The 19,439-nt window shown below is 70.9% G+C and carries 21 protein-coding genes; 7 read left to right on the top strand and 14 right to left on the bottom strand.

Going from position 1 to position 19,439, the window contains the following annotated elements; translation table 11 throughout:
- Positions 1–9: 9 nt before the first annotated feature.
- Positions 10–735 carry a ribonuclease PH gene (gene rph / locus ACFWW8_RS10865; RefSeq protein WP_386526522.1) on the bottom strand — a complete coding sequence of 242 codons (726 nt, stop codon included), beginning with the start codon at positions 733–735 and terminating at the stop codon, positions 10–12.
- A gap of 103 nt (positions 736–838) precedes the next feature.
- Complete coding sequence (locus ACFWW8_RS10860; RefSeq protein WP_386526519.1) at positions 839–1,072, bottom strand: glucose PTS transporter subunit EIIB; 234 nt, start codon at positions 1,070–1,072, stop codon at positions 839–841.
- Between the two features lie 226 nt (positions 1,073–1,298).
- Here ACFWW8_RS10860 and ACFWW8_RS10855 point away from each other — a divergent pair, with 226 nt between their 5' ends.
- The 3 genes from ACFWW8_RS10855 to ACFWW8_RS10845 all read left to right on the top strand — a co-directional run bounded on the left by ACFWW8_RS10855 (position 1,299) and on the right by ACFWW8_RS10845 (position 5,233).
- Entirely contained in the window at positions 1,299–2,609 is a 1,311-nt protein-coding gene (locus ACFWW8_RS10855) for a PTS transporter subunit EIIC (protein ID WP_386526517.1), read from the top strand.
- A 320-nt stretch (positions 2,610–2,929) separates the two neighbouring features.
- Entirely contained in the window at positions 2,930–4,201 is a 1,272-nt protein-coding gene (locus ACFWW8_RS10850) for a PTS transporter subunit EIIC (RefSeq protein ID WP_386526514.1), read from the top strand.
- Positions 4,202–4,306: 105 nt separating this feature from the next.
- Entirely contained in the window at positions 4,307–5,233 is a 927-nt protein-coding gene (locus ACFWW8_RS10845) for a hypothetical protein (protein ID WP_386526512.1), read from the top strand.
- Here ACFWW8_RS10845 and ACFWW8_RS10840 read toward each other — a convergent pair.
- Positions 5,230–5,982: an MBL fold metallo-hydrolase gene (locus ACFWW8_RS10840; RefSeq protein WP_386526509.1), complete on the bottom strand. Its 753-nt coding sequence runs from the start codon at positions 5,980–5,982 to the stop codon at positions 5,230–5,232. The genes ACFWW8_RS10845 and ACFWW8_RS10840 overlap by 4 nt on opposite strands.
- 215 nt (positions 5,983–6,197) lie before the next feature.
- Here ACFWW8_RS10840 and ACFWW8_RS10835 point away from each other — a divergent pair, with 215 nt between their 5' ends.
- A complete protein-coding gene (locus ACFWW8_RS10835) occupies positions 6,198–6,617 on the top strand; it encodes a hypothetical protein (RefSeq protein ID WP_386526507.1) in 420 nt (139 codons plus the stop codon).
- Between the two features lie 265 nt (positions 6,618–6,882).
- Here the strand turns inward: ACFWW8_RS10835 and ACFWW8_RS10830 are convergent, their stop codons facing one another.
- The 7 genes from ACFWW8_RS10830 to clpS all read right to left on the bottom strand — a co-directional run bounded on the left by ACFWW8_RS10830 (position 6,883) and on the right by clpS (position 11,769).
- Positions 6,883–7,833 carry a PLP-dependent cysteine synthase family protein gene (locus ACFWW8_RS10830; RefSeq protein WP_386526505.1) on the bottom strand — a complete coding sequence of 317 codons (951 nt, stop codon included), beginning with the start codon at positions 7,831–7,833 and terminating at the stop codon, positions 6,883–6,885.
- Positions 7,833–8,111, bottom strand: a complete 279-nt coding sequence (locus ACFWW8_RS10825; RefSeq protein ID WP_383924487.1) for a MoaD/ThiS family protein — start codon at positions 8,109–8,111, stop codon at positions 7,833–7,835. The genes ACFWW8_RS10830 and ACFWW8_RS10825 overlap by 1 nt, the downstream gene beginning before the upstream one ends.
- Before the next feature lie 137 nt (positions 8,112–8,248).
- Positions 8,249–8,356, bottom strand: coding sequence for a putative leader peptide (locus tag ACFWW8_RS10820; protein ID WP_386526503.1), 108 nt, complete (start codon positions 8,354–8,356; stop codon positions 8,249–8,251).
- 77 nt (positions 8,357–8,433) lie between these two features.
- Positions 8,434–8,856, bottom strand: coding sequence for a Mov34/MPN/PAD-1 family protein (locus ACFWW8_RS10815; RefSeq protein WP_386526501.1), 423 nt, complete (start codon positions 8,854–8,856; stop codon positions 8,434–8,436).
- 147 nt (positions 8,857–9,003) lie between these two features.
- A complete protein-coding gene (locus ACFWW8_RS10810; RefSeq protein ID WP_386526499.1) occupies positions 9,004–10,497 on the bottom strand; it encodes an amino acid permease in 1,494 nt (497 codons plus the stop codon).
- 355 nt (positions 10,498–10,852) lie between these two features.
- Entirely contained in the window at positions 10,853–11,455 is a 603-nt protein-coding gene (locus tag ACFWW8_RS10805; protein WP_386526496.1) for a DUF2017 domain-containing protein, read from the bottom strand.
- A complete protein-coding gene (gene clpS / locus ACFWW8_RS10800) occupies positions 11,455–11,769 on the bottom strand; it encodes an ATP-dependent Clp protease adapter ClpS (RefSeq protein ID WP_383802966.1) in 315 nt (104 codons plus the stop codon). The genes ACFWW8_RS10805 and clpS overlap by 1 nt, the downstream gene beginning before the upstream one ends.
- A gap of 80 nt (positions 11,770–11,849) precedes the next feature.
- Between clpS and ACFWW8_RS10795 the strand changes: the two genes are divergently transcribed.
- On the top strand, positions 11,850–13,178 hold the full coding sequence (locus ACFWW8_RS10795) for a nicotinate phosphoribosyltransferase (RefSeq protein WP_386526493.1): 1,329 nt from the start codon (positions 11,850–11,852) through the stop codon (positions 13,176–13,178).
- 166 nt (positions 13,179–13,344) lie between these two features.
- Positions 13,345–13,929 (top strand): isochorismatase family protein, encoded by a 585-nt coding sequence (locus ACFWW8_RS10790; protein WP_386526490.1) that lies wholly within the window; start codon positions 13,345–13,347, stop codon positions 13,927–13,929.
- Between the two features lie 47 nt (positions 13,930–13,976).
- On the opposite strand, the gene ACFWW8_RS10785 is transcribed toward ACFWW8_RS10790, so the two are convergent.
- Complete coding sequence (locus ACFWW8_RS10785; protein WP_386526489.1) at positions 13,977–14,291, bottom strand: hypothetical protein; 315 nt, start codon at positions 14,289–14,291, stop codon at positions 13,977–13,979.
- A gap of 116 nt (positions 14,292–14,407) precedes the next feature.
- Positions 14,408–16,759, bottom strand: a complete 2,352-nt coding sequence (locus ACFWW8_RS10780; RefSeq protein WP_386527027.1) for an immune inhibitor A domain-containing protein — start codon at positions 16,757–16,759, stop codon at positions 14,408–14,410.
- A gap of 484 nt (positions 16,760–17,243) precedes the next feature.
- Between ACFWW8_RS10780 and ACFWW8_RS10775 the strand changes: the two genes are divergently transcribed.
- Entirely contained in the window at positions 17,244–17,504 is a 261-nt protein-coding gene (locus tag ACFWW8_RS10775; RefSeq protein ID WP_386526487.1) for a hypothetical protein, read from the top strand.
- 95 nt (positions 17,505–17,599) lie between these two features.
- Here ACFWW8_RS10775 and ACFWW8_RS10770 read toward each other — a convergent pair whose 3' ends face one another.
- Both ACFWW8_RS10770 and ACFWW8_RS10765 read right to left on the bottom strand, forming a co-directional pair.
- Positions 17,600–18,325 (bottom strand): RDD family protein, encoded by a 726-nt coding sequence (locus ACFWW8_RS10770; RefSeq protein WP_386526485.1) that lies wholly within the window; start codon positions 18,323–18,325, stop codon positions 17,600–17,602.
- Between the two features lie 76 nt (positions 18,326–18,401).
- Positions 18,402–19,439: RDD family protein (locus ACFWW8_RS10765; protein WP_386526483.1), on the bottom strand; the 1,038-nt coding region annotated here is incomplete at its 5' end.

Below are 19,439 nucleotides of genomic sequence, written 5' to 3'. Positions count from 1 at the left end.
GGTTGCCGCCTACAGTTCCAGCGCGCCCCGCTGGATGGCCTCGAGGTCCGCGCAGCCGCCGGCGGCGAGGTCGAGGAGGGCGTTCAGTTCCTTGCGGTCGAAGGGCTCGCCCTCGGCGGTGCCCTGGACCTCGACGAAGCGGCCGTCGCCGGTGCAGACCACGTTCATGTCGGTCTCGGCGCGCACGTCCTCCTCGTAGCAGAGGTCGAGGAGGGGCTCGCCGTCGACGATGCCGACGCTGACGGCGGCGACGGTGCCGGTGAGGGGCTTGCGGCCGGCCTTGACCAGCTTCTTCTTCTGGCCCCAGGCGACGGCGTCCGCGAGGGCGACGTACGCGCCGGTGATGGCGGCGGTGCGGGTGCCGCCGTCGGCCTGGAGGACGTCGCAGTCCAGGACGATGGTGTTCTCGCCCAGCGCCTTGTAGTCGATGACGGCGCGCAGCGAGCGCCCGATCAGGCGGGAGATCTCGTGGGTGCGGCCGCCGATCTTGCCGCGTACGGATTCGCGGTCGCCGCGGGTGTTGGTGGAGCGGGGCAGCATCGAGTACTCGGAGGTGACCCAGCCTTCGCCGCTGCCCTTGCGCCAGCGCGGGACGCCTTCGGTGAAGGAGGCGGTGCAGAAGACCTTGGTGTCGCCGAAGGAGATGAGGACGGAGCCCTCGGCGTGCTTGCTCCATCCGCGTTCGATGGTGACCGGGCGGAGCTGTTCGGGCGTACGGCCGTCGATGCGAGACATGGCTCCGAGCCTAGTCCCTGTGGGGGAACGCGAGGACCCCGTCCCGGGGGTGGGGGACGGGGTCCTCGGTGGTGCTGTGGTGGGTCCGGTCAGTGGGACCGGATCACATCATGTCTTCGATGTCGGCGGCGATCGGGTCGGCGTCGGTGCCGATGACGACCTGGATCGCGGTGCCCATCTTGACGACGCCGTGGGCGCCGGCGGCCTTGAGGGCGACCTCGTCGACGAGGGAGGGGTCCTTGACCTCGGTGCGGAGGCGGGTAATGCAGCCCTCGACCTCTTCGATGTTGTCGATACCGCCGAGCCCGGCGACGATCTTCTCAGCCTTGGTGGCCATGTGTTTCTCCCTGGGTGTGACGAAGAACGAGTCTCGGCGGCCAGTACGCGGAATCCGCCCGTGGGTCCGTTTCGTCACGGTAACTCACGGTTGGCCCAACTTCACGGGCGCGTGCCCGGTCCCTGCCGAATGATGACGATCAGCAGCAACCTGTCCACAACTGGTCTACACCAGTGTGCCGCAAGTGTTGCGGCTGCCAAAAACGAGCCGGTCAGGGAGGACGCCGATGAGCGCGAGCAGCGCGGGCAGCACCACGGGAGTGCCGCGGCAGAAGTGGTGGAACGGCTTGTTCCAGGGCCTGCAGAAGATGGGACGCAGCCTGCAGCTCCCGATCGCCGTCCTGCCGGCGGCGGGCATCCTGAACCGGCTCGGCCAGGACGACGTGTTCGGCAAGGACGGCCTGGGCTGGAACGACGTCGCGCGGGTGATGGCCGCCGCGGGCGGTTCCCTGCTCAACGCCGACCTCGGCCTCCCCCTCCTCTTCTGCATCGGCGTCGCGATCGGGATGGCCAAGAAGGCGGACGGCTCCACCGCGCTCGCCGCGGTGGTGGGCTTCCTGGTCTACCGGAGCGTGCTGCGGGCCTTCCCGCTGGCCTGCCCCGAGGGCACGAGGGACATCGGGGGCGGCTGCCTGGGGGCGGACGACACCTTCGCCGAGTACAACTTCCAGAACCCGGGCGTCTTCGGCGGCATCATCATGGGTCTGCTGGCCGCCTGGTTCTGGCAGCGCTACCACCGGGTGAAGCTGGTCGACTGGCTGGGCTTCTTCAACGGCCGCCGGCTGGTGCCGATCATCATGACCTTCGTCGCGATCGCGTTCGCCGTGCTGTGCCTGTGGGTCTGGCCGCCGATCGGCGGCGCACTGGAGAGCTTCTCGGACTGGCTGGTGGGCCTGGGCTCGTGGGGCGCCGGGATCTTCGGCATCGCGAACCGCGCGCTGCTGGTCATCGGCCTGCACCAGTTCCTGAACGTGCCCGTGTGGTTCCAGTTCGGCAGCTTCACCAAGCCGGACGGTCAGGTCGTGCACGGTGACATCCCGATGTTCCTGGCGGGCGACCCGAACGCCGGGCAGTTCCTCTCCGGCTTCTTCCCGATCATGATGTTCGCCCTCCCGGCGGCGGCGCTGGCCATCACGCACTGCGCCAAGCCGCTGCGGCGCAAGGAGGTCGGCGGGCTGATGCTGTCGGTCGGGCTGACCTCGTTCGTCACCGGGATCACGGAGCCGCTGGAGTACTCGTTCCTGTTCGTGGCGCCGCTGCTGTACGTGATCCACGCGGTGCTGACGGGCGTGTCGATGGCGGTGACCTGGGCGCTGGGCGTGCACGACGGCTTCAGCTTCTCCGCCGGCCTGATCGACTACGTCATCAACTGGAGCCTGGCCACGAAGCCCTGGATGATCATCCCGATCGGCCTGTGCTTCGCGGTCGTCTACTACGCGGTGTTCCGCTTCGCGATCACGAAGTTCGACATCCCGACCCCGGGCCGGGAGTCGGACGAGGAGATCGAGGCGATGGAGTCGGAGAACACCAGGGCGTAGCCGAGCCGTGATAAAGCGGCGCACGACCCCGTCGGGCCTTCGGTCCCGGCGTCGCGGCCCTCGGATCCCAGGATCCGGGGGCCTTCGCCATGTCCGGAGGTCCGGGGTTCCGGATGCGCGGCCGGTTCGGGCCGGATGTGGCGCAGACCACAGGAAATTGAAGGTTCCTTATCTAACCCTCACCGTGTTACAACTGGTCTACACCACCTATTGGTGTAGACCATGCGGGCTGGTTCGGCCCCTGCGGTCCACCTTTCTGAGACGTCGCCATCTCCAGTTTCCTTGTCCCCTGGCGGCGCCTTGCCCACTGGAGGAACCACATGTCCACAGCGACCGCTGCGGAAAACAAGAAGGGCGCTGGCGTGATGGCCGTCATGCAGCGCATCGGCCGGAGCCTCATGCTCCCCGTTGCCGTGCTGCCCGCCGGCGCGCTCCTGCTCCGCCTGGGCGCCGACGACATGCTCGGCGACAAGGACGTGTTCCCGACCTTCATCCTGAAGATCGCCGGATACATGGCCGCCGGTGGTGGCGCGATCCTCGACAACATGGCGCTGCTGTTCGCCGTCGGCATCGCGATCGGCTTCGCCAAGAAGTCCGACGGTTCCACGGCCCTGGCCGCCGTCACCGGCTACCTGGTCTTCCAGAAGGTCCTCGCCACCTTCACCGACGGCAACCTGCCCCAGGTCGCCAAGGTCGTCGGCGGCAAGATCGTCAACGTCGACGCCCCGGTCAACGCCGGTGTGCTCGGCGGTGTCGTGATGGGCATCATCACCGCGCTGCTCTACCAGAAGTTCTACCGGACCAAGCTGCCGGACTGGGCGGGCTTCTTCGGCGGCCGCCGCCTCGTCCCGATCCTCTCCGCCCTCGCGGGTCTGCTCACCGGCATCGTCTTCGGTCTGATCTGGCCGGTCCTCGGCACGGGCCTGCACAACTTCGGTGAGTGGCTGACCGGTTCGGGCGCCGTCGGCGCCGGCATCTTCGGTGTCGCCAACCGCGCGCTCATCCCGATCGGCATGCACCACCTCCTGAACTCCTTCCCCTGGTTCCAGGCCGGTTCGTACGACACCGCCAACGGCGCCGTCCACGGTGACATCGCCCGCTTCCTCGCCGGTGACCCCTCCGCCGGACAGTTCATGACCGGCTTCTTCCCGATCATGATGTTCGCCCTCCCGGCGGCCTGCCTCGCGATCGTCCACTGCGCCCGCCCCGAGCGCCGCAAGGTCGTCGGCGGCATGATGTTCTCGCTCGCCCTCACCTCCTTCGTGACCGGTGTGACCGAGCCCATCGAGTTCACCTTCATGTTCATCGCCCCGGTGCTCTACGCGATCCACGCGGTCCTCACCGGTGTCTCCATGGCCCTGACCTGGGCCCTGGGAATGCGCGACGGCTTCGGCTTCTCCGCCGGCCTCGTCGACTTCGTCCTCAACCTGGGCATCGCCGAGAAGCCCTGGATGCTGGCGGGCGTCGGCCTCTGCTTCGCGGTCGTCTACTACTTCGTCTTCCGCTTCGCGATCACCAAGTTCAACCTCCCCACCCCGGGCCGCGAGTCCGACGAGGAGCTCGCCGAGCTGGCGAAGGCCGAGGCGAAGTAAGCCTCAGCCCCACCCGCCGCACCCGGCACGTCAGGACCGAAGCCCCTGCCTTTCCCTACGAAAGGCAGGGGCTTCGGCGTGCCCGCGCTGCCTAGCGTGGAAGGCATGACTCCCCCCGCACAGCCCCGCATCCTCGACCTCGACCGCGACCGGCTCGCCGCCCTGCGCGGGCGCGCCCTGACCCGGGCCGTGGCCGCCGCCGAGGGGCGGACCATGGTCGCCGAGGTGTTCGCCGAGCGCGCCGCGCTGTCCCCGCACCCCGACGGGAGCGGCGTGCACAACGCCGAGCTCGTCGCCGCCTTCGGCGCGGACGTCGTCGTACTGAACCTGATCGAACGGGCCTGGGACGGCGAGCGGCTGCGGCTCCCGGGGCTGGGCGAGTTCACCTCCTTCACCGAGCTGGCCCGGGTCATCGGCCGGCCCGTCGGCGTGAACCTGGAACCCGGCGACGTGCCGGAGATCCGGCGCGCGAAGCCCGAGTACGCCAGACGGCTCCTCGACATGGGCGCGGCCCTCCTGTGCATCACGGCGAACCCGGGCACGGGCGGCTCGTACGGGGCCATGGCCCGGGTCACCGACGAGCTGCGCCGGGGGCTGGGCGACGACGCGGCCCTCTGGTCGGGGAAGATGCACCACGCCGGGCACCCGGAGCGGATCACCACCGCGCGGCTGACGGCGCTGGTCGACGCGGGCGCGGACGGCGTGGTCATGCCGCTGCCCGGGACGCTGCCGGGGGTGACCCGGGAGCTGGCCGCGACGGCGGTGGCCGCCGTGCAGGACGCGGGCGCGATCGTGATGGGCGCGATCGGCACCAGCCAGGAGGGCAGCCACGCGAACGTGGTGCCGCAGCTGGCGCTGAACGCCAAGGAGGCGGGCTTCGACGCGCACCACTTCGGGGATTCCTACATCCCGGGCCTGTGCGACCCCGAGGTCATGTACGCGTACTCGGTGGCGATCCGCGGCCGCCGCCACACCTGGAACCGCATGGCGCTCGGCGGCCGGTGCGCCCGGCCCGCGGCGGAGGCTGCCTAGAGCTCGTAGACGGCGCCCGCGTGGGCCAGGTCGACGGGGCCGCCGTAGACCGCGCGGGCGTCGGCGAGGTTGCGTTCGGCGTCCGTCCACGGCGGGATGTGCGTGAGCACGAGCCGGCCGACGTCGCCGCCGCGGGCGTACTCGCCGGCCTCGCGGCCGTTGAGGTGCAGGTCCGGGACGTCCTCCTTGCCGTGGGTGAAGGAGGCCTCGCAGAGGAACAGGTCGGTGCCCTCGGCGAGCAGGCCCAGCTCGGGGCAGGCGCCGGTGTCTCCGGAGTAGGTGAGCGAGCGGCCGCCGTGCTCGACGCGGATGCCGTACGACTCGACCGGGTGGCTGACCCGCTCGGTGCGCACCCGGAAGGGGCCGATGTCGAAGGTGCCGGACTTCAGGGTGCGGAAGTCGAAGACCTCGCTCATCGAGCGCTCGTCGGGAACGTCGTCGTAGGCGGTGGTCAGGCGCCTCTCGGTGCCCTCGGGGCCGTAGACGGGCAGGGCGGAGCAGCGGCCGCCCTCGTGCCGGTAGAAGCGGGCGACGAAGTACGCGCACATGTCGATGCAGTGGTCGGCGTGCAGGTGGCTCAGGAAGATCGCGTCGAGGTCGTAGAGGCCGCAGTGGCGCTGGAGTTCGCCGAGGGCGCCGTTGCCCATGTCGAGGAGCAGCCGGAAGCCCTCGGCCTCGACGAGGTAGCTCGAACAGGCCGATTCCGCGGACGGGAACGAGCCCGAACAGCCGACGACGGTGAGCTTCATGGAGCGTGAACCTCCGTGGACGGTCCGTGGACGGAATGCGGGCCGTGCGTGGGTCGAGCGTAAAGCGCGAAACGTCGGGTCGCTCCTCCGCGGCAGGCCGTTGTGGGGGGAATCACCTGCGCTGTCACCCGGGGGAGCGACGGTGGGTACGGGCGTTGCCATGGCCGGGTGTCCCCTGCCGTGCCGGGGCTTCCCCACACGGCTACGGTCGAAACATGGACACCTCCTGGTGGCCCGCGGTGGCCGCGGTCGTGGCCGTCGCGCTGGTGGTGCTGGTCGCCGGAGGACGGCTGGGGCTCACCCGCCGGGCCCCGCCCGCACGGGGGACGGGTCCGCCGCCGCGGCCGCGGGCGGGCGAGCTGTGGCGCCTGGCGGACGGCCGGCTGTGCCTGGTGCTGTCGGCGGGGCGGGTACGGGACCACCGGGCGCGGGTCGCGTGGATCACGGGGAAGTACGACGACCGGCGCGCCGGGGTGATGCCGCTGCCGCCGGGGACCGCGGGGTTGCACGGCCGGGCGGGTTACCTGGAGGCGGACCGGCCGGCGGAGGTGTCGGTGTGGGAGTTCCGCGACCGGGCGGGGGTGCTGGACCCGACGGTGTGGGACGAGGTCAAGGGACTGTGGGGCGGCCGGTGATCAGCGTACGGACGGTGCACGACCCGGCCGGAGCGGACGGGGATGCGGACGCGGACGCGGCGCTGCCCGGACTCCCGGGGCTCCGCCCCGGACCCCGCGCCTCAAACGCCGGCGGGGCTGATGGTGTGGCCCCGGCCCGGCCTGTCACGTACGCCGCCGGCGGGGCTGGAGGCGCGGCCCGGCCCGGCGGTCGACGTCGTGGCCGGACCGGGCGTCCTTCGCCACCTTCGGGCGGGGCGCCCGGCCCGCCGCGGGGCGTCGGGTGTCAGGCCCAGAGCTGGCCCTGGAGGACCTCGATGGCCTCCTCCGTCGTCGCCGCCGTGTACACGCCCGTGGACAGGTACTTCCAGCCCCCGTCGGCCACGACGAACACGATGTCCGCCGTCTCGCCGGCGGCCACCGCCTTGCGGCCGACGCCGATCGCCGCGTGCAGGGCCGCGCCCGTGGAGACCCCCGCGAAGATGCCCTCCTGCTGGAGCAGCTCCCGGGTGCGGGTGACCGCGTCCGCCGAGCCCACCGAGAAGCGGGTGGTGAGCACGGAGGCGTCGTACAGCTCCGGGACGAAGCCCTCGTCGAGGTTGCGCAGGCCGTACACGAGGTCGTCGTACCGCGGCTCGGCCGCGACGATCTTGACGCCCTCGACGTGTTCGCGCAGGTAGCGGCCGACGCCCATCAGGGTGCCGGTGGTGCCCAGGCCCGCCACGAAGTGGGTGATCGACGGGAGGTCGGCGAGGATCTCCGGGCCGGTCGTGGCGTAGTGCGCGCCCGCGTTGTCCGGGTTGCCGTACTGGTAGAGCATCACCCAGTCCGGGTGCTCCGCCGCCAGCTCCTTGGCCACCCGGACCGCGGTGTTCGACCCGCCCGCCGCGGGCGACGGGATGATCTCGGCTCCCCACATGCGCAGAAGGTCCCGGCGCTCCTGCGAGGTGTTCTCCGGCATCACGCAGACGATGCGGTAGCCCTTGAGCTTGGCCGCCATCGCCAGGGAGATGCCGGTGTTGCCCGAGGTGGGCTCCAGGATCGTGCAGCCGGGGTACAGCCGGCCGTCCTTCTCGGCCTGCTCGACCATGTGGAGCGCGGGGCGGTCCTTGATCGAGCCGGTCGGGTTGCGGTCCTCCAGCTTGGCCCAGATGCGCACCTCGTCCGAGGGCGACAGCCGGACCAGCCGGACCAGCGGCGTGTTGCCGACCGCGGCCAGCGGGGAGTCGTAGCGCATTACTTCGATCCGCCGGCCACGGCCGGAAGGATGGTGACGCTGTCGCCGTCCTTGAGCGCGGTCGAGATGCCGTCCAGGAAGCGGACGTCCTCGTCGTTGAGGTAGACGTTCACGAAGCGGCGGAGCTTGCCGCCGTCGATGATGCGCTCCTCGATGCCCTTGTGGCGGGTCTCCAGGTCGGAGAACAGCTCGGACAGGGTCGCGCCCTGGCCCGACACGGCCTTCTCGCCGTCGGTGTAGGTGCGGAGGATGGTCGGGATGCGGACCTCGATGGCCATGGCGGGCTCCTGTGTCGTGAGGATCTGGGGTGGTGCGAGGGCGTGGGCGTCGATGCGGGCGCGCGGTTCTCGTGCCCCCGCGCGACGGGGCGGCGTGGTGCTCAGGCAAGGTGTGGTGCTCAGGCGGGGCGTGGTGCTCAGGCAGCAGGACAGATGGCACTGGCGAGGCGGCACAGGTCGACGTGCAGCCGCGCCACGAGCAGCAGCCTGCCGGGCGTCTCGTTGCTCACGTCGTGGGAAACCATGCGGTCATGTTAACGATTCCCGACCGGCGGTTTGGAGTGTGATCCCGCATCGTGGACACCCGCGGCTCACATACTGGTCAGTAGGCCGCGACGACCTGTACTTCCTCTTCGCTGATCACTCCGTCGACGATGCGGTACGAGCGGAACTGGAACTCCCCGAGGCCGTCCTCGTCCGCCGTCGAGACCAGGACGTAGTGGGCGCCGGGCTCGTTCGCGTACGTGACGTCGGTGCGCGAGGGGTAGGCCTCGGTCGCCGTGTGCGAGTGGTAGACGATCACCGGCTCCTCGTCGCGGTCGTCCAGTTCGCGGTAGAGCTTCAGCAGGTCCTTCGAGTCGAACTCGTAGAACGTGGGCGAGCGGGCCGCGTTGAGCATCGGGACGAACCGCTCGGGGCGGTCGGTGCCGGCCGGTCCGGCCACGACGCCGCAGGCCTCGTCGGGGTGGTCCTGGCGGGCGTGCCCGACGATCTGGTCGTAGAGGGCCTGGGTGAGGGTCAGCATGAGCGACAGGATAAGCAGACGGGCCCTCCCGTACCGAGGGGCGGTACGGGAGGGCCCGAATGATGGACACACCGCCCTGGGGGCGGGTGTCGGGAGCGTGGTTCCCGGCCGCGGCGGGCGGCCGGGAACCACGGGCGGCGGGGCCGCCTACGAAGACTGCGACGACCGCGAGGACTCCGGGGACTGCGGGGCCTCCGGGGACCGCGAGACCTTGTTGAAGGCGGCGCCCTGCGGGTTGCGGGACTTCAGGACGAGGTAGGAGACGCCGAGCAGCAGGCCCCACAGCGGGGCGCAGTACAGCGAGACCCGGGAGTCCTTGTCGACACCCATCATCACGATGACCATGCCGATGAACAGCAGGGCGAACCAGCTGGTCCACGGGGCGCCGGGGGCGCGGAAGCTCGACCGGGGCAGTTCGCCGCGGTCGGACGCGGCGCGGTACTTGATCTGGCAGACCAGGATCATGATCCAGGCCCACATGCCGGAGATGGTGGCGAAGGAGACGACGTAGTCGAAGGCCTTGCCCGGGGCGACGTAGTTGATCCAGACGCCCACCAGCATCAGCGCGGCGGAGAAGGTGGTGCCGATGAGCGGGGTGCCGCTCTTGGTGAGCCGGGTGAAGACCTTCGGGCCCTGGCCGTTGAGCGCGAGGTCGCGCAGCATGCGGCCGGTGGAGTACATGCCCGAGTTGCAGGACGACAGGGCCGCGGTCAGGACGACGAAGTTGACGATCGCGGCGCCGACACCGAGGCCCATGCGCTCGAAGGCGGCGACGAAGGGCGAGACGCCGGGCTGGAAGTGCGTCCACGGGACGACCGACAGGATCATGATGAGCGCGCCGACGTAGAAGACGGCGATGCGCCACGGCACGGTGTTGATGGCCTTGGGAAGGGTCTTCTCCGGGTCCTTGGACTCGCCGGCGGTGACGCCGACCAGCTCGACCGCGAGGAAGGCGAACATCACGATCTGCAGGGTCATCAGCGTGCCGCCGATGCCCTTGGGGAAGAACCCGCCGTCGTTCCACAGGTTGGAGACGGACGCGGTCGCGGCGGCGTCGGAGAAGCCGATGGTGAGGATGCCGGCGCAGATCAGGATCATGCCGACGATGGCGGTGACCTTGACCATGGAGAACCAGAACTCGAGCTCCCCGAAGAGCTTCACGGAGATCAGGTTGGCGCCGTAGAGGATGACCGTGAAGATCAGCGCGTACGCCCATTGCGGGAAGCTGTCGTGCGTCCAGTACGACATGTACTTGGCGGCCGCGGTGACCTCGGTGATGCCGGTGACCACCCAGAACAGCCAGTACGTCCAGCCGGTCGCGTACCCCCAGAACGGGCCCAGGAACTCGCGGGCGTAGTCCGAGAAGGAACCGGAGACGGGGCGGTACATGAGCAGCTCGCCCAGGGCCCGCATGATGAAGAAGATGACCAGGCCCGCGATCGCGTAGGCCAGGATCAGGCTCGGGCCGGCCTTGGAGATGGCCTTGCCCGCGCCCAGGAACAGGCCGGTGCCGATGGCGCCGCCGATCGCGATCATCTGGATCTGGCGGGCCCCGAGCGCGCGGTGGTAACCCTCGCCGCCCTCTCCCCGCGTGCCCTCGCCGGGCGTCTTGCCGTGCTGCTCGACCTGCACAGAGGTCATGTCTGGTGCGCCTTTCTCCACGCCGACCCGCGCCCTCTGCAGGCCGCGGATCGGGTCCTCGATCCCCCCGGATACGGATGGAGTGCACGCCGGCGGTCCGCCGGTTCAAGCAGGCCGGGGAACATGGGTGGCGTCCCGTCGGCGATCGTGAAGATTTATCACGGGCTTACGGGCGATCGAGGCAGGAGAATGTGACGCGGACCACCGCAAATTCGGGACATAGGACGTGAAACGCTTCAGATCACCGCAACGCGGTGATCTGATCGTTATCCGGATTTGAGCGTCCGCTGAGCGAACGCAGTCCGTCGTTGAGGAACTTCTGAGGGTTCCCGGAGGCCGTGCGCCCCCCGAAATCTCAGAGGGTCTCGATGAGGGTCTCCTGGAGCCCGCCGAGCCAGAGGTACGCCATCACCATCGGCTTGCGCGGGTCGTCGTCCGGCAGCCGGAACAGGACCGCGCCCTCGTCGTCCTCCGTGATGTCCAGGCGGGCCGCGATCGTCAGGCGCAGGTCGTTGAGCGCGCCGAGCCAGCGCAGCGGCAGCTCGCCCTCCAGCTCCAGCACCGCCGCCCCGTCGCCGGCCGGGGTGAGCCCGTCCAGGCTGCGGACGACGGCCAGCGCGTCCTCGCGCTTGCGGGCGCGCAGGTCGTTCTCGGTGAACCGGCGGAACTCCGCCGCCCGGGCCGTCAGCTCGGCCGCGTCCACGCCCGGCTCTACGCCGCCGCCGGGAGCCCCGTACGCGTCGGGGAACAGCCGGGCCAGTGCCGGGTCGGTCGGGGGCTCGGAGGGGCCCTCGGCGAAGAGCGCGGCCAGCGGGTCGGCGTCCTCGGCGGGCTCCGGGGCGCCGGGGCCGATCAGCTCCAGCAGCTGGACGGCCAGCGAGCGCAGGATGGAGATCTCGATCTCGTCCAGCGCGATGGCGGCGCCGCCGCCCCTGCGGGTCTCGAACGTGCCCCCCATCAGCCGCGGTCCTGCGTCAGGGTCGCCCACAGGCCGTAGCCGTGCATGGCTTGCACGTCGCGCTCCATTTCCTCGCGGGTGCCGCTGGAGACGACCGCCCGCCCCTTGTGGTGGACGTCCAGCATCAGCTTGTGCGCCTTGTCCTTGGAGTAGCCGAAGTACGCCTGGAACACGTACGCCACGTAGCTCATGAGGTTGACCGGGTCGTTGTGCACCAGGGTCACCCAGGGGACGTCGGGTTCCGGGACCGCGAAGGTCTCTTCGGCCGATTCGGTGCGTTCGATCTCTACAGGAGCAACACTCACTCGTCCCATGCTGCCACTGCCGGGGGCCCGTCGCACAAACGGGCCGTACATCTCGTCACTCTGACGAAATGTGCGCTAGCATCCCAGCCATGAACCCTGCGGACCTGGGCCTGCCGGTGGACGTGCCGTCGACAGCGCTCTTCACGGACCATTACGAGCTCACGATGCTGCAGGCCGCCCTGGCGAACGGCACTGCCGACCGCCGCTCGGTCTTCGAGGTATTCACCCGCCGGCTGCCCGAGGGGCGCCGCTACGGGGTCGTCGCCGGCACCGGCCGGGTGCTGGACGCGGTGGAGAACTTCCGCTTCGACGGCGCCGTGCTGGAGTTCCTGCGCGAGCGGGCCGTGGTCGACATGCGCACGCTCGACTGGCTGGCCTCCTACCGCTTCTCCGGGGACATCTGGGGCTACCCCGAGGGTGAGGTCTACTTCCCCGGCTCCCCCGTCCTGCGGGTTGAAGGCAGCTTCGCCGAGTGCGTGCTGCTGGAGACCGTGATCCTGTCGATCCTGAACCACGACTCGGCCATCGCGGCCGCCGCCTCCCGGATGTCCTCGGCGGCGGGTGCGCGCCCGCTGATCGAGATGGGCGCACGGCGCACGCACGAACTGGCGGCGGTGGCCGCGGCGCGGGCCGCGTACGTCGGCGGCTTCACCTCGACCTCGGACCTGGCGGCCGGCTTCCGGTACGGCATCCCCACCGTCGGCACCAGCGCCCACGCCTTCACCCTGGTCCACGACAGCGAGCGCGACGCGTTCACCGCACAGGTCGCCTCACTGGGCCGGGGCACGACGCTGCTGGTCGACACCTACGACGTCACCGAGGCCGTCCGCACGGCCGTCGACATCGCCGGGACGGACCTGGGCGCGGTGCGCATCGACTCCGGCGACCTGCTGCTGGTGGCCCACCGGGTCCGCGCGCAGCTCGACGACCTGGGGGCGACCGGGACGAAGATCGTGGTCACCTCGGACCTGGACGAGTACGCCATCGCCTCGCTGGCGGCGGCGCCGGTGGACGCGTACGGCGTCGGCACTCAGCTGGTGACGGGCAGCGGGCACCCCACCTGCTCGATGGTCTACAAGCTGGTGGCGCGGGCGACCTCGGCGGACCCGAAGGCGGCCTTGGCCCCGGTGGCGAAGAAGTCCTCGGGCGGCAAGACCTCGCTGGGCGGCCGCAAGTGGGCGGCCCGCCGGGTCGACGCCGAGGGCGTCGCCGAGGCGGAGGTCGTGGGCCTCGGCCCGGTCCCGGCCGCACTGACCGACCACCAGTTGCTGACGCAGCTGGTCAAGGCGGGCGAGGTGATCGCGCGGGAGCCGCTGGAGGCCGCCCGCGACCGGCACCGTACGGTCCTGGCCGGCCTGCCGCTGTCCGCGACGCAGCTCTCACGGGGCGAGGCCGTGCTCCCGACCGAGTACGTCTGACCCCGCGCCGGGCAGGTCCGGCCGCCGCCGGGCACCTCCGGCCCCGCGCCCGGACCGGGGCACCGCCGGCCGGGTCGGGGCCCCGGTTTCGGGAAGGGGCGGGGTGGGGGAGGAACCTCCGCAGGCCCCCGCCCCGCACACCACCACGAACCGAAGGGCACGCGCCATGCACCGCGCACTGATCGTCGTCGACGTACAGAACGACTTCTGCGAGGGCGGCAGCCTCGCGGTCACCGGCGGGGCCGACGTCGCCGCCGCCGTGACCGAGCTGATAGGCCAGGCCACGCCCGCGTACCGGCACGTCGTCGCCACCCGCGACCACCACATCGACCCCGGCGCCCACTTCGCGCACCCCCCGGCGCAGCCCGATTTCGAGACGTCCTGGCCCGTTCACTGCGTCGCCGGGACCGAGGGAGTCGGCTTCCACCCGAACTTCGCGCCCGCGGTGGCGTCCGGTTCCGTCGCCGCCGTCTTCGACAAGGGCGCCCACGAAGCCGCGTACAGCGGGTTCGAGGGGGCCGACGAGAACGGGCTGACGCTCGACCGGTGGCTGCGGGACCGAGACGTGACCGAGGTCGACGTGGTCGGGATCGCCACGGACCACTGTGTGAAGGCCACCGCCCTCGACGCCGCCCGCGCCGGTTTCACCACCCGCGTCCTGCTCGACCTGACGGCCGCCGTCGCCCCGCACACCACCGCCCGCGCCCTGGACGAGCTCCGCGCGGCCGGGGTGGAGCTGGTCGGCGGCTGACCCCGGCCGAGGGGCCCCGGCCCGTCCCGGCCCGCCCCGTCCGGTGCCTAGCGCCCCAGCAGGGCCCGGATCGGGTGCCAGAGCTCCTCCGCCACGTCGGGGGCGCAGCGCCACAGCAGTCCGTCCGGATGGTGCAGGACGGCCGTGACCTCGTCCGGGGTCGGGGGCTGGGCGTTGCCCCGCAGGTACACCGCGCGCATTCCGAGGTTCCGCAGCCTGGTCAGGGCGCGGGCCCGGTTCGCGGCGTGCACCAGCACGCGGACGCTTCCGCTGTCGCCCCCGTCGCCGTGCGACGGCCTCGGCAGCGTGAGCGCGACCACCACGCTGCCGCCTGGCAACCTGACGAAACCTCCACCGGGCATGATCTTCAGCTCCCCCGTCAATAAGAACACTCAGCCCGTGCATCTAAACGCGAACGGCCGCCGCCCGCTAGAGGGCGACGGCCGATCATGCTTTGACCTGCGATTTTACCGTGAAACTACTTGGAGGGGCCGACTTCGACCGTCATCTGGAGACCGTCGTAGGCCTCCTTGAGGATCTTGATCTTCGTGTTGGTGTCAGTGACCTTCACGGAGCCGGTCGGGTTCTCGTCGTAGTAGTACTTGCCCTTGCGGTCGTCGAAGACCAGGTTCGTGGGCTTCGGCTTGACGAAGAGCTCCTCGCCGTTCTTGTGCAGCGTGAACGCGTCCGTCGAGTAGGCGCTGAACGTCGCGTCGTACGGCTGGATCTTGTTCCGCAGCAGCGTGCCGTCGGCCCACTTCATGGGCTTGGCGTTGGCGTCGATCGGCAGGATCAGGCCCTGGCCCGGGTGCTGGCTGGTGTTGTTGTCCTTCTGGGAGGTGTCCCACTGCCAGATCAGCAGACCGTCCTGGTACGGGTAGTGCTCGACCCAGTCCGGACGGGTGTTGCCGAAGCCGAAGTTGTACGGGCCCACCTTGAGGGTGGAGTCGTACGACACGTAGCGGCGGTTCTCGGCCAGGTAGTACTGCGCGTACTCCTTGGTGAAGCCGGCGCCGATGCGGGAGAAGCCCTTGCCGGTCCAGCCGTTGTCGCCGTTCTCGGCGCCGTCGGCGAAGACGGCGGAGCCGTCCGCGGTGATGGTGACGGCGTCGGCGGTGAAGCCCTTGCCGCCCGCGCCGCCGTCCGTCTGGTAGCGGAAGCGGAGGTCGACCTTCTTGCCCGCGTAGGCGTCGAGCGGGAAGTTCAGCGACTTCCAGGCACCCGAGGCACCGGTCAGCGAGGGGCTGCCGCCGGCGTCGGCCGGAAGGGCCTCGCCGTCGGCCGTGCCCGCGAGGGCGGTCCAGTTGGCGCCGCCGTCGGTGGACACCTCGGTGTAGAGGTAGTCGTACTCGGCCTCGATGTCCCACCAGCCCTTGAGGGACAGGGCGGCGGACTTCTTGCCCGTCAGGTCGACCGACCGGGTGAGGGTGTTCTTGAGGTCGTCACCCATGTTGCTCCACCACTGCGAGGAACCCTCGGCGGGAGCGACGACGTCGGTCTGGACCTTCTTCTTGGGCAGCTCGACGACGAGCGCCTGCTTGTCCTTGGTGTTGTACGCGGAGACGCCCAGCTTGTGGGTGGACTTCGTCGCGGCCTTCGCCTTGTCGTAGTTCAGCCAGCCCAGCTGGAGCTTGTCCCAGGCGGTCATGTCGCCCGGGAGGTCGCCTATGGAGTCCTTGCCCTTGCCGAGCCACGAGCCCGCCGACATCAGGGACCAGAAGCCGACGCCGTTCTCGCCGCCACCGGAGGTGTCGTAGAGGTCCGGCAGGCCCAGGTCGTGGCCGTACTCGTGCGCGAAGACGCCGAGGCCGCCGTTCTCCGGCTGCATCGTGTAGTCGCCGACCCAGATGCCGGTGTCACCGATCTGGGTACCGCCGGCCTTGTTGTTCGCCGGGCCGGTCTTGCCCGCGCTGGTGCCGTACGCGTACCAGCGGTGGGCCCACAGCGCGGTGGTGCCCTGCACGCCGCCGCCGGCCGACTCGTCCTCGCCCGCGTGGACGATCTGGAAGTGGTCGATGTAGCCGTCGGACTCGTTGAAGTTGCCGTCGCCGTCGAAGTCGTAGCGGTCCCAGAGGTCGTACTGGGCCAGCTGCGCCTTGATCTGCGCGTCGGTCTTCCCGGCCTTCTTCTGGGCCTCCGTCCACGCGAGGACGCCGTCCTTGACGGTGTCCCACACGTTGGAGCAGTTGGTCTGGCCGCAGTAGTTGGAGCCGTAACGGGCTTCGTTGTACGGGACCTTCACCCAGTCGGAGACCTCGCCCTCGACCGAGTAACGGCCCGAGGAGGTCTTCTCGTAGTAGGTCTTCAGCGAGTCCTTGCCCTTGCCGGTACCGAAGTACAGGTCCTGGAAGTAGCTGCGGCTGAAGTCCGCGCGCCAGGCGGTGCTGTTGTCCAGCTTCCGGTCCGGCTGGGCGATCGTGTTGTGCAGGGGGCCGGGGGTGCCGCCGTACTTGGGCGCCTCGGGCTTGGGGCCCGGGCCGTCCGGGTCGTGCATGGTCGTGTTGTCGACCTGGTCGCCGAACTCCACGAGGATCGTGAAGATCTTGTCGGTCTTCTCCCGGCCGAGCTCGACGTACTTCTTCTCGTCGAGCTTGACGACCTTGGAGGCACCGCGCTGCTCGACGTCCTTCTTGCCGGTCAGCACCTGATCCAGGGCGGCCTTGCGCTGCTGCGCCTGCTGCTCGCTGAACGGGCCCTTGAGGTCGTGCTCGGCCACCTTGGCCGGGGCGGTCGGGTCCTGCCGGTCGGCAGCCGGGGCGCCGATCGGGCTGGGATTGGCCTGGGCGGCGGTGACGCTGAAGAAGGTGACGCTGGTCGCGCAGGCGGCCATGGTCACGGTGACGGCAGCGGCGCGCAGCGCGCGTCGTCTGACGGAGTTGCTGGTCACTTGATGTCGTTCCCCTCCCGCGGCCGCGACGTAGGTCGGAACTTCTCCATAGGAGCGGGGGGTTCCGCGCGGCGCGCGTCTCAAGTGACGACATTTGACCGGAGAGACGCGAGAAAAGACAGACCTTGACTTGTTCGTTACAACTGCACTATGCGGGCAATGAGTTCCGCTATTCGGACGTTCCGCAGCCATATGGGGCGAAGGGTGCTTCCTCGACGGCACACCCGTCCGATTCACGCCACTTTCCCGCCCCGTTCAGGCCACGTCGGGGCACGAGAAATGATTCCGTGCGCCCCCCGTGCTCCGGCACCGTGGGTTAGGTCACGCTTACTGGCGGTTCCCCACGGGCATCTCCCGTCGTAGAGTCACTTGACGCGCGACCTTGTTGAGCCGACTCCCCCTCCCCTCCCTGAGGACGGATATCGCCATGCCGCGTCCGACTGCCGCACAGCTTGCCTACGGGTCCGCCACCGTCATCGTGTCGACGATCGCCATGCTGCTGCTCTCGCAGACCAGCACGGGGCTCGGAGTCGGTGTCGTCTCCGCGGCCGCCCTCGCCCTGGGCCTGCTCGTCGCACTCACCGTGCCCGTACCGAAACGCCGCGGCCGCCACACGGTCCGTACGGCGCCGGCCGCCCGGGTACCCGAGCAGAGGACGGCGGCGTCCGAACACCCCGTGCACCACTGAGGGTTACCCCGTCCGGCCGGCGCCCGACGCGCCGCAGGCGGCCTCCCCGGAGGGAGACCGCCGCTTCGTGCTGCGCGCCGTCGTAGCCGGAGGGCCTAGGCGGACCTGACCACCACGGTCTTGGCGACCTTGTCGTGCAGGCCCTGCTTGTACGGCTTGTCCACGAGGATCGAGATGATCAGCGCGATCGGCCACAGGCAGAAGCAGCAGATCAGCGTCGGCAGCCACAGCACGGCGGCGCGGCTCAGTGCCGGGCCGGACTGGGGGACGCTGCCGTCGTTGAGCATCGCGACGCGCAGGCCCATCGTCTTCTTGCCGATCGTCTGGCCGTTCTTCTTGGTGAAGAACCAGTCGTAGCCGACGTAGGCGAGGATCGAGATCAGCGTCATGATCAGGCCACTGCCGCTGTAGGACTTGGTGACGACCTCGGAGATGTCCTCGCCCCGGTCCGTCTCGACGGTGTAGCGGTTCGTGCCGAACGCCAGCTGGATCAGGAACAGCGGGACCGCCACGATGACCACGTCGATGATGCGGGCGCCGAGCCGCTTGCCGATGTCGGCGAGCGGGGGCATCCCGGCGAGCGGATCGGGCATGCCACCGCCTCCGCCGTAGGGGTCGCCGCCTCCGTACGGCGGGGGCGGGGGCGGGTATCCACCGCCGCCGCCCGGGCCTCCGGGGGGAGGGGGCGGCGGGTGGCCGCCGCTCCCGGGGGGCGGTGAGCCGTACGGCGAACCGCCCGACGGAGGCGTCGGTTCCTGGGGCTTCTTGAGGAACGGGTCGTCCTCGGGCGGCTGGCCCTGCGGCGGCTGGTCGGTACTCATGGCCCGAGTCGAACCCGGCTCCCGGACCCCCGCAACGGGACGGCGTCCGTTCGGGGGACGGGCCGCCCCGGGTGGCTCAGCGGGACACGTACGTCCCCGCCGCCCGGTCGTGCCAGCCGCGCCGGCGCGGCCGGTCGAACAGACACCAGAGGCTGCCGGGGAGGCCGAGGAAGGCGTACACGAGCCAGCGGCGCAGGGCGGCGCCGACGGTGGGCGGCCGCAGGGTGGCGACCGCCAGGACCCGTACGCCGAGCAGCTTCTTGCCGGGAGTGCGGCCCCAGCGCGCGGTCGGCAGCACCTCGTAGAAGACCCCGAAGAGGAGGACGGCGCCGAGGACGAGGCCCACGTCGGTGGCGATGGTGGTGTCGAACAGCCAGACGGTGGTGGTGCGGCCGCCGGCCCGGGCGGCGTCCACCTTGGCCTGGAGGTGCGCGGTGGCCGTGGGGACCAGGGGCAGGGCGACGGCGGCCGCGACGGCTCCGAACACCAGGGAGTCCAGGACGCGGGCCACGACCCGGCGCCCCAGTCCGGCGGGGCGTGCGGCCCGCTCAGCCATCCGCTCGAACACGGCCCGGGAGGTGGCGCCGCGGGCCGTACGGGCCCCCTCCTCGGGCTCCGGCAGCGTCGGGCCGGCTCCCCCGGCCCGCGGCTGCCACCCGGACGCGGCGGCCGACTCGGCGACGGGCACCCGGGGGGCGGGCCGGGCGGCGGCGGGCACCCGGGGGGCGGGCCGGGCGGCGGCGGGCCGCACGGGGGCCGGGCGGGACGCGGGCTCGGCGGCACCGGGGCGGGCGGCCGCGGGCCGGGCGGCTGCCGGGTTCGCGCGGCGGGGCGCGGCCTCCTCGCGGGCCGGGGCCTCGGGGGCGGCGGGCGGCGCGGTCGCCGAACGGGCCGGTGCCGGGGCCGGGGCGGGAGAGGCAGCGGCCTCGGCCGGACGCGGGGCCGCCGGGGCGGACGCGGCGGCGCGGGGGCTCGCCTCGGGCCAGGAGGACGTCAGGCCGGAGACCACGCCGCTCCCGCTGCCACCCGGGGCGTCGGGCCACGCCGGCGCGGAGACGGCCGGCGCGGAGACGGCCGGCGCGGAGACGGCCGGCGCGGAGACGGCCGGCGCGGT

Source organism: Streptomyces sp. NPDC058701 (assembly GCF_042715295.1).
GTDB lineage: Bacteria > Actinomycetota > Actinomycetes > Streptomycetales > Streptomycetaceae > Streptomyces.
This window is presented reverse-complemented; position numbering and strand designations above follow the sequence as displayed.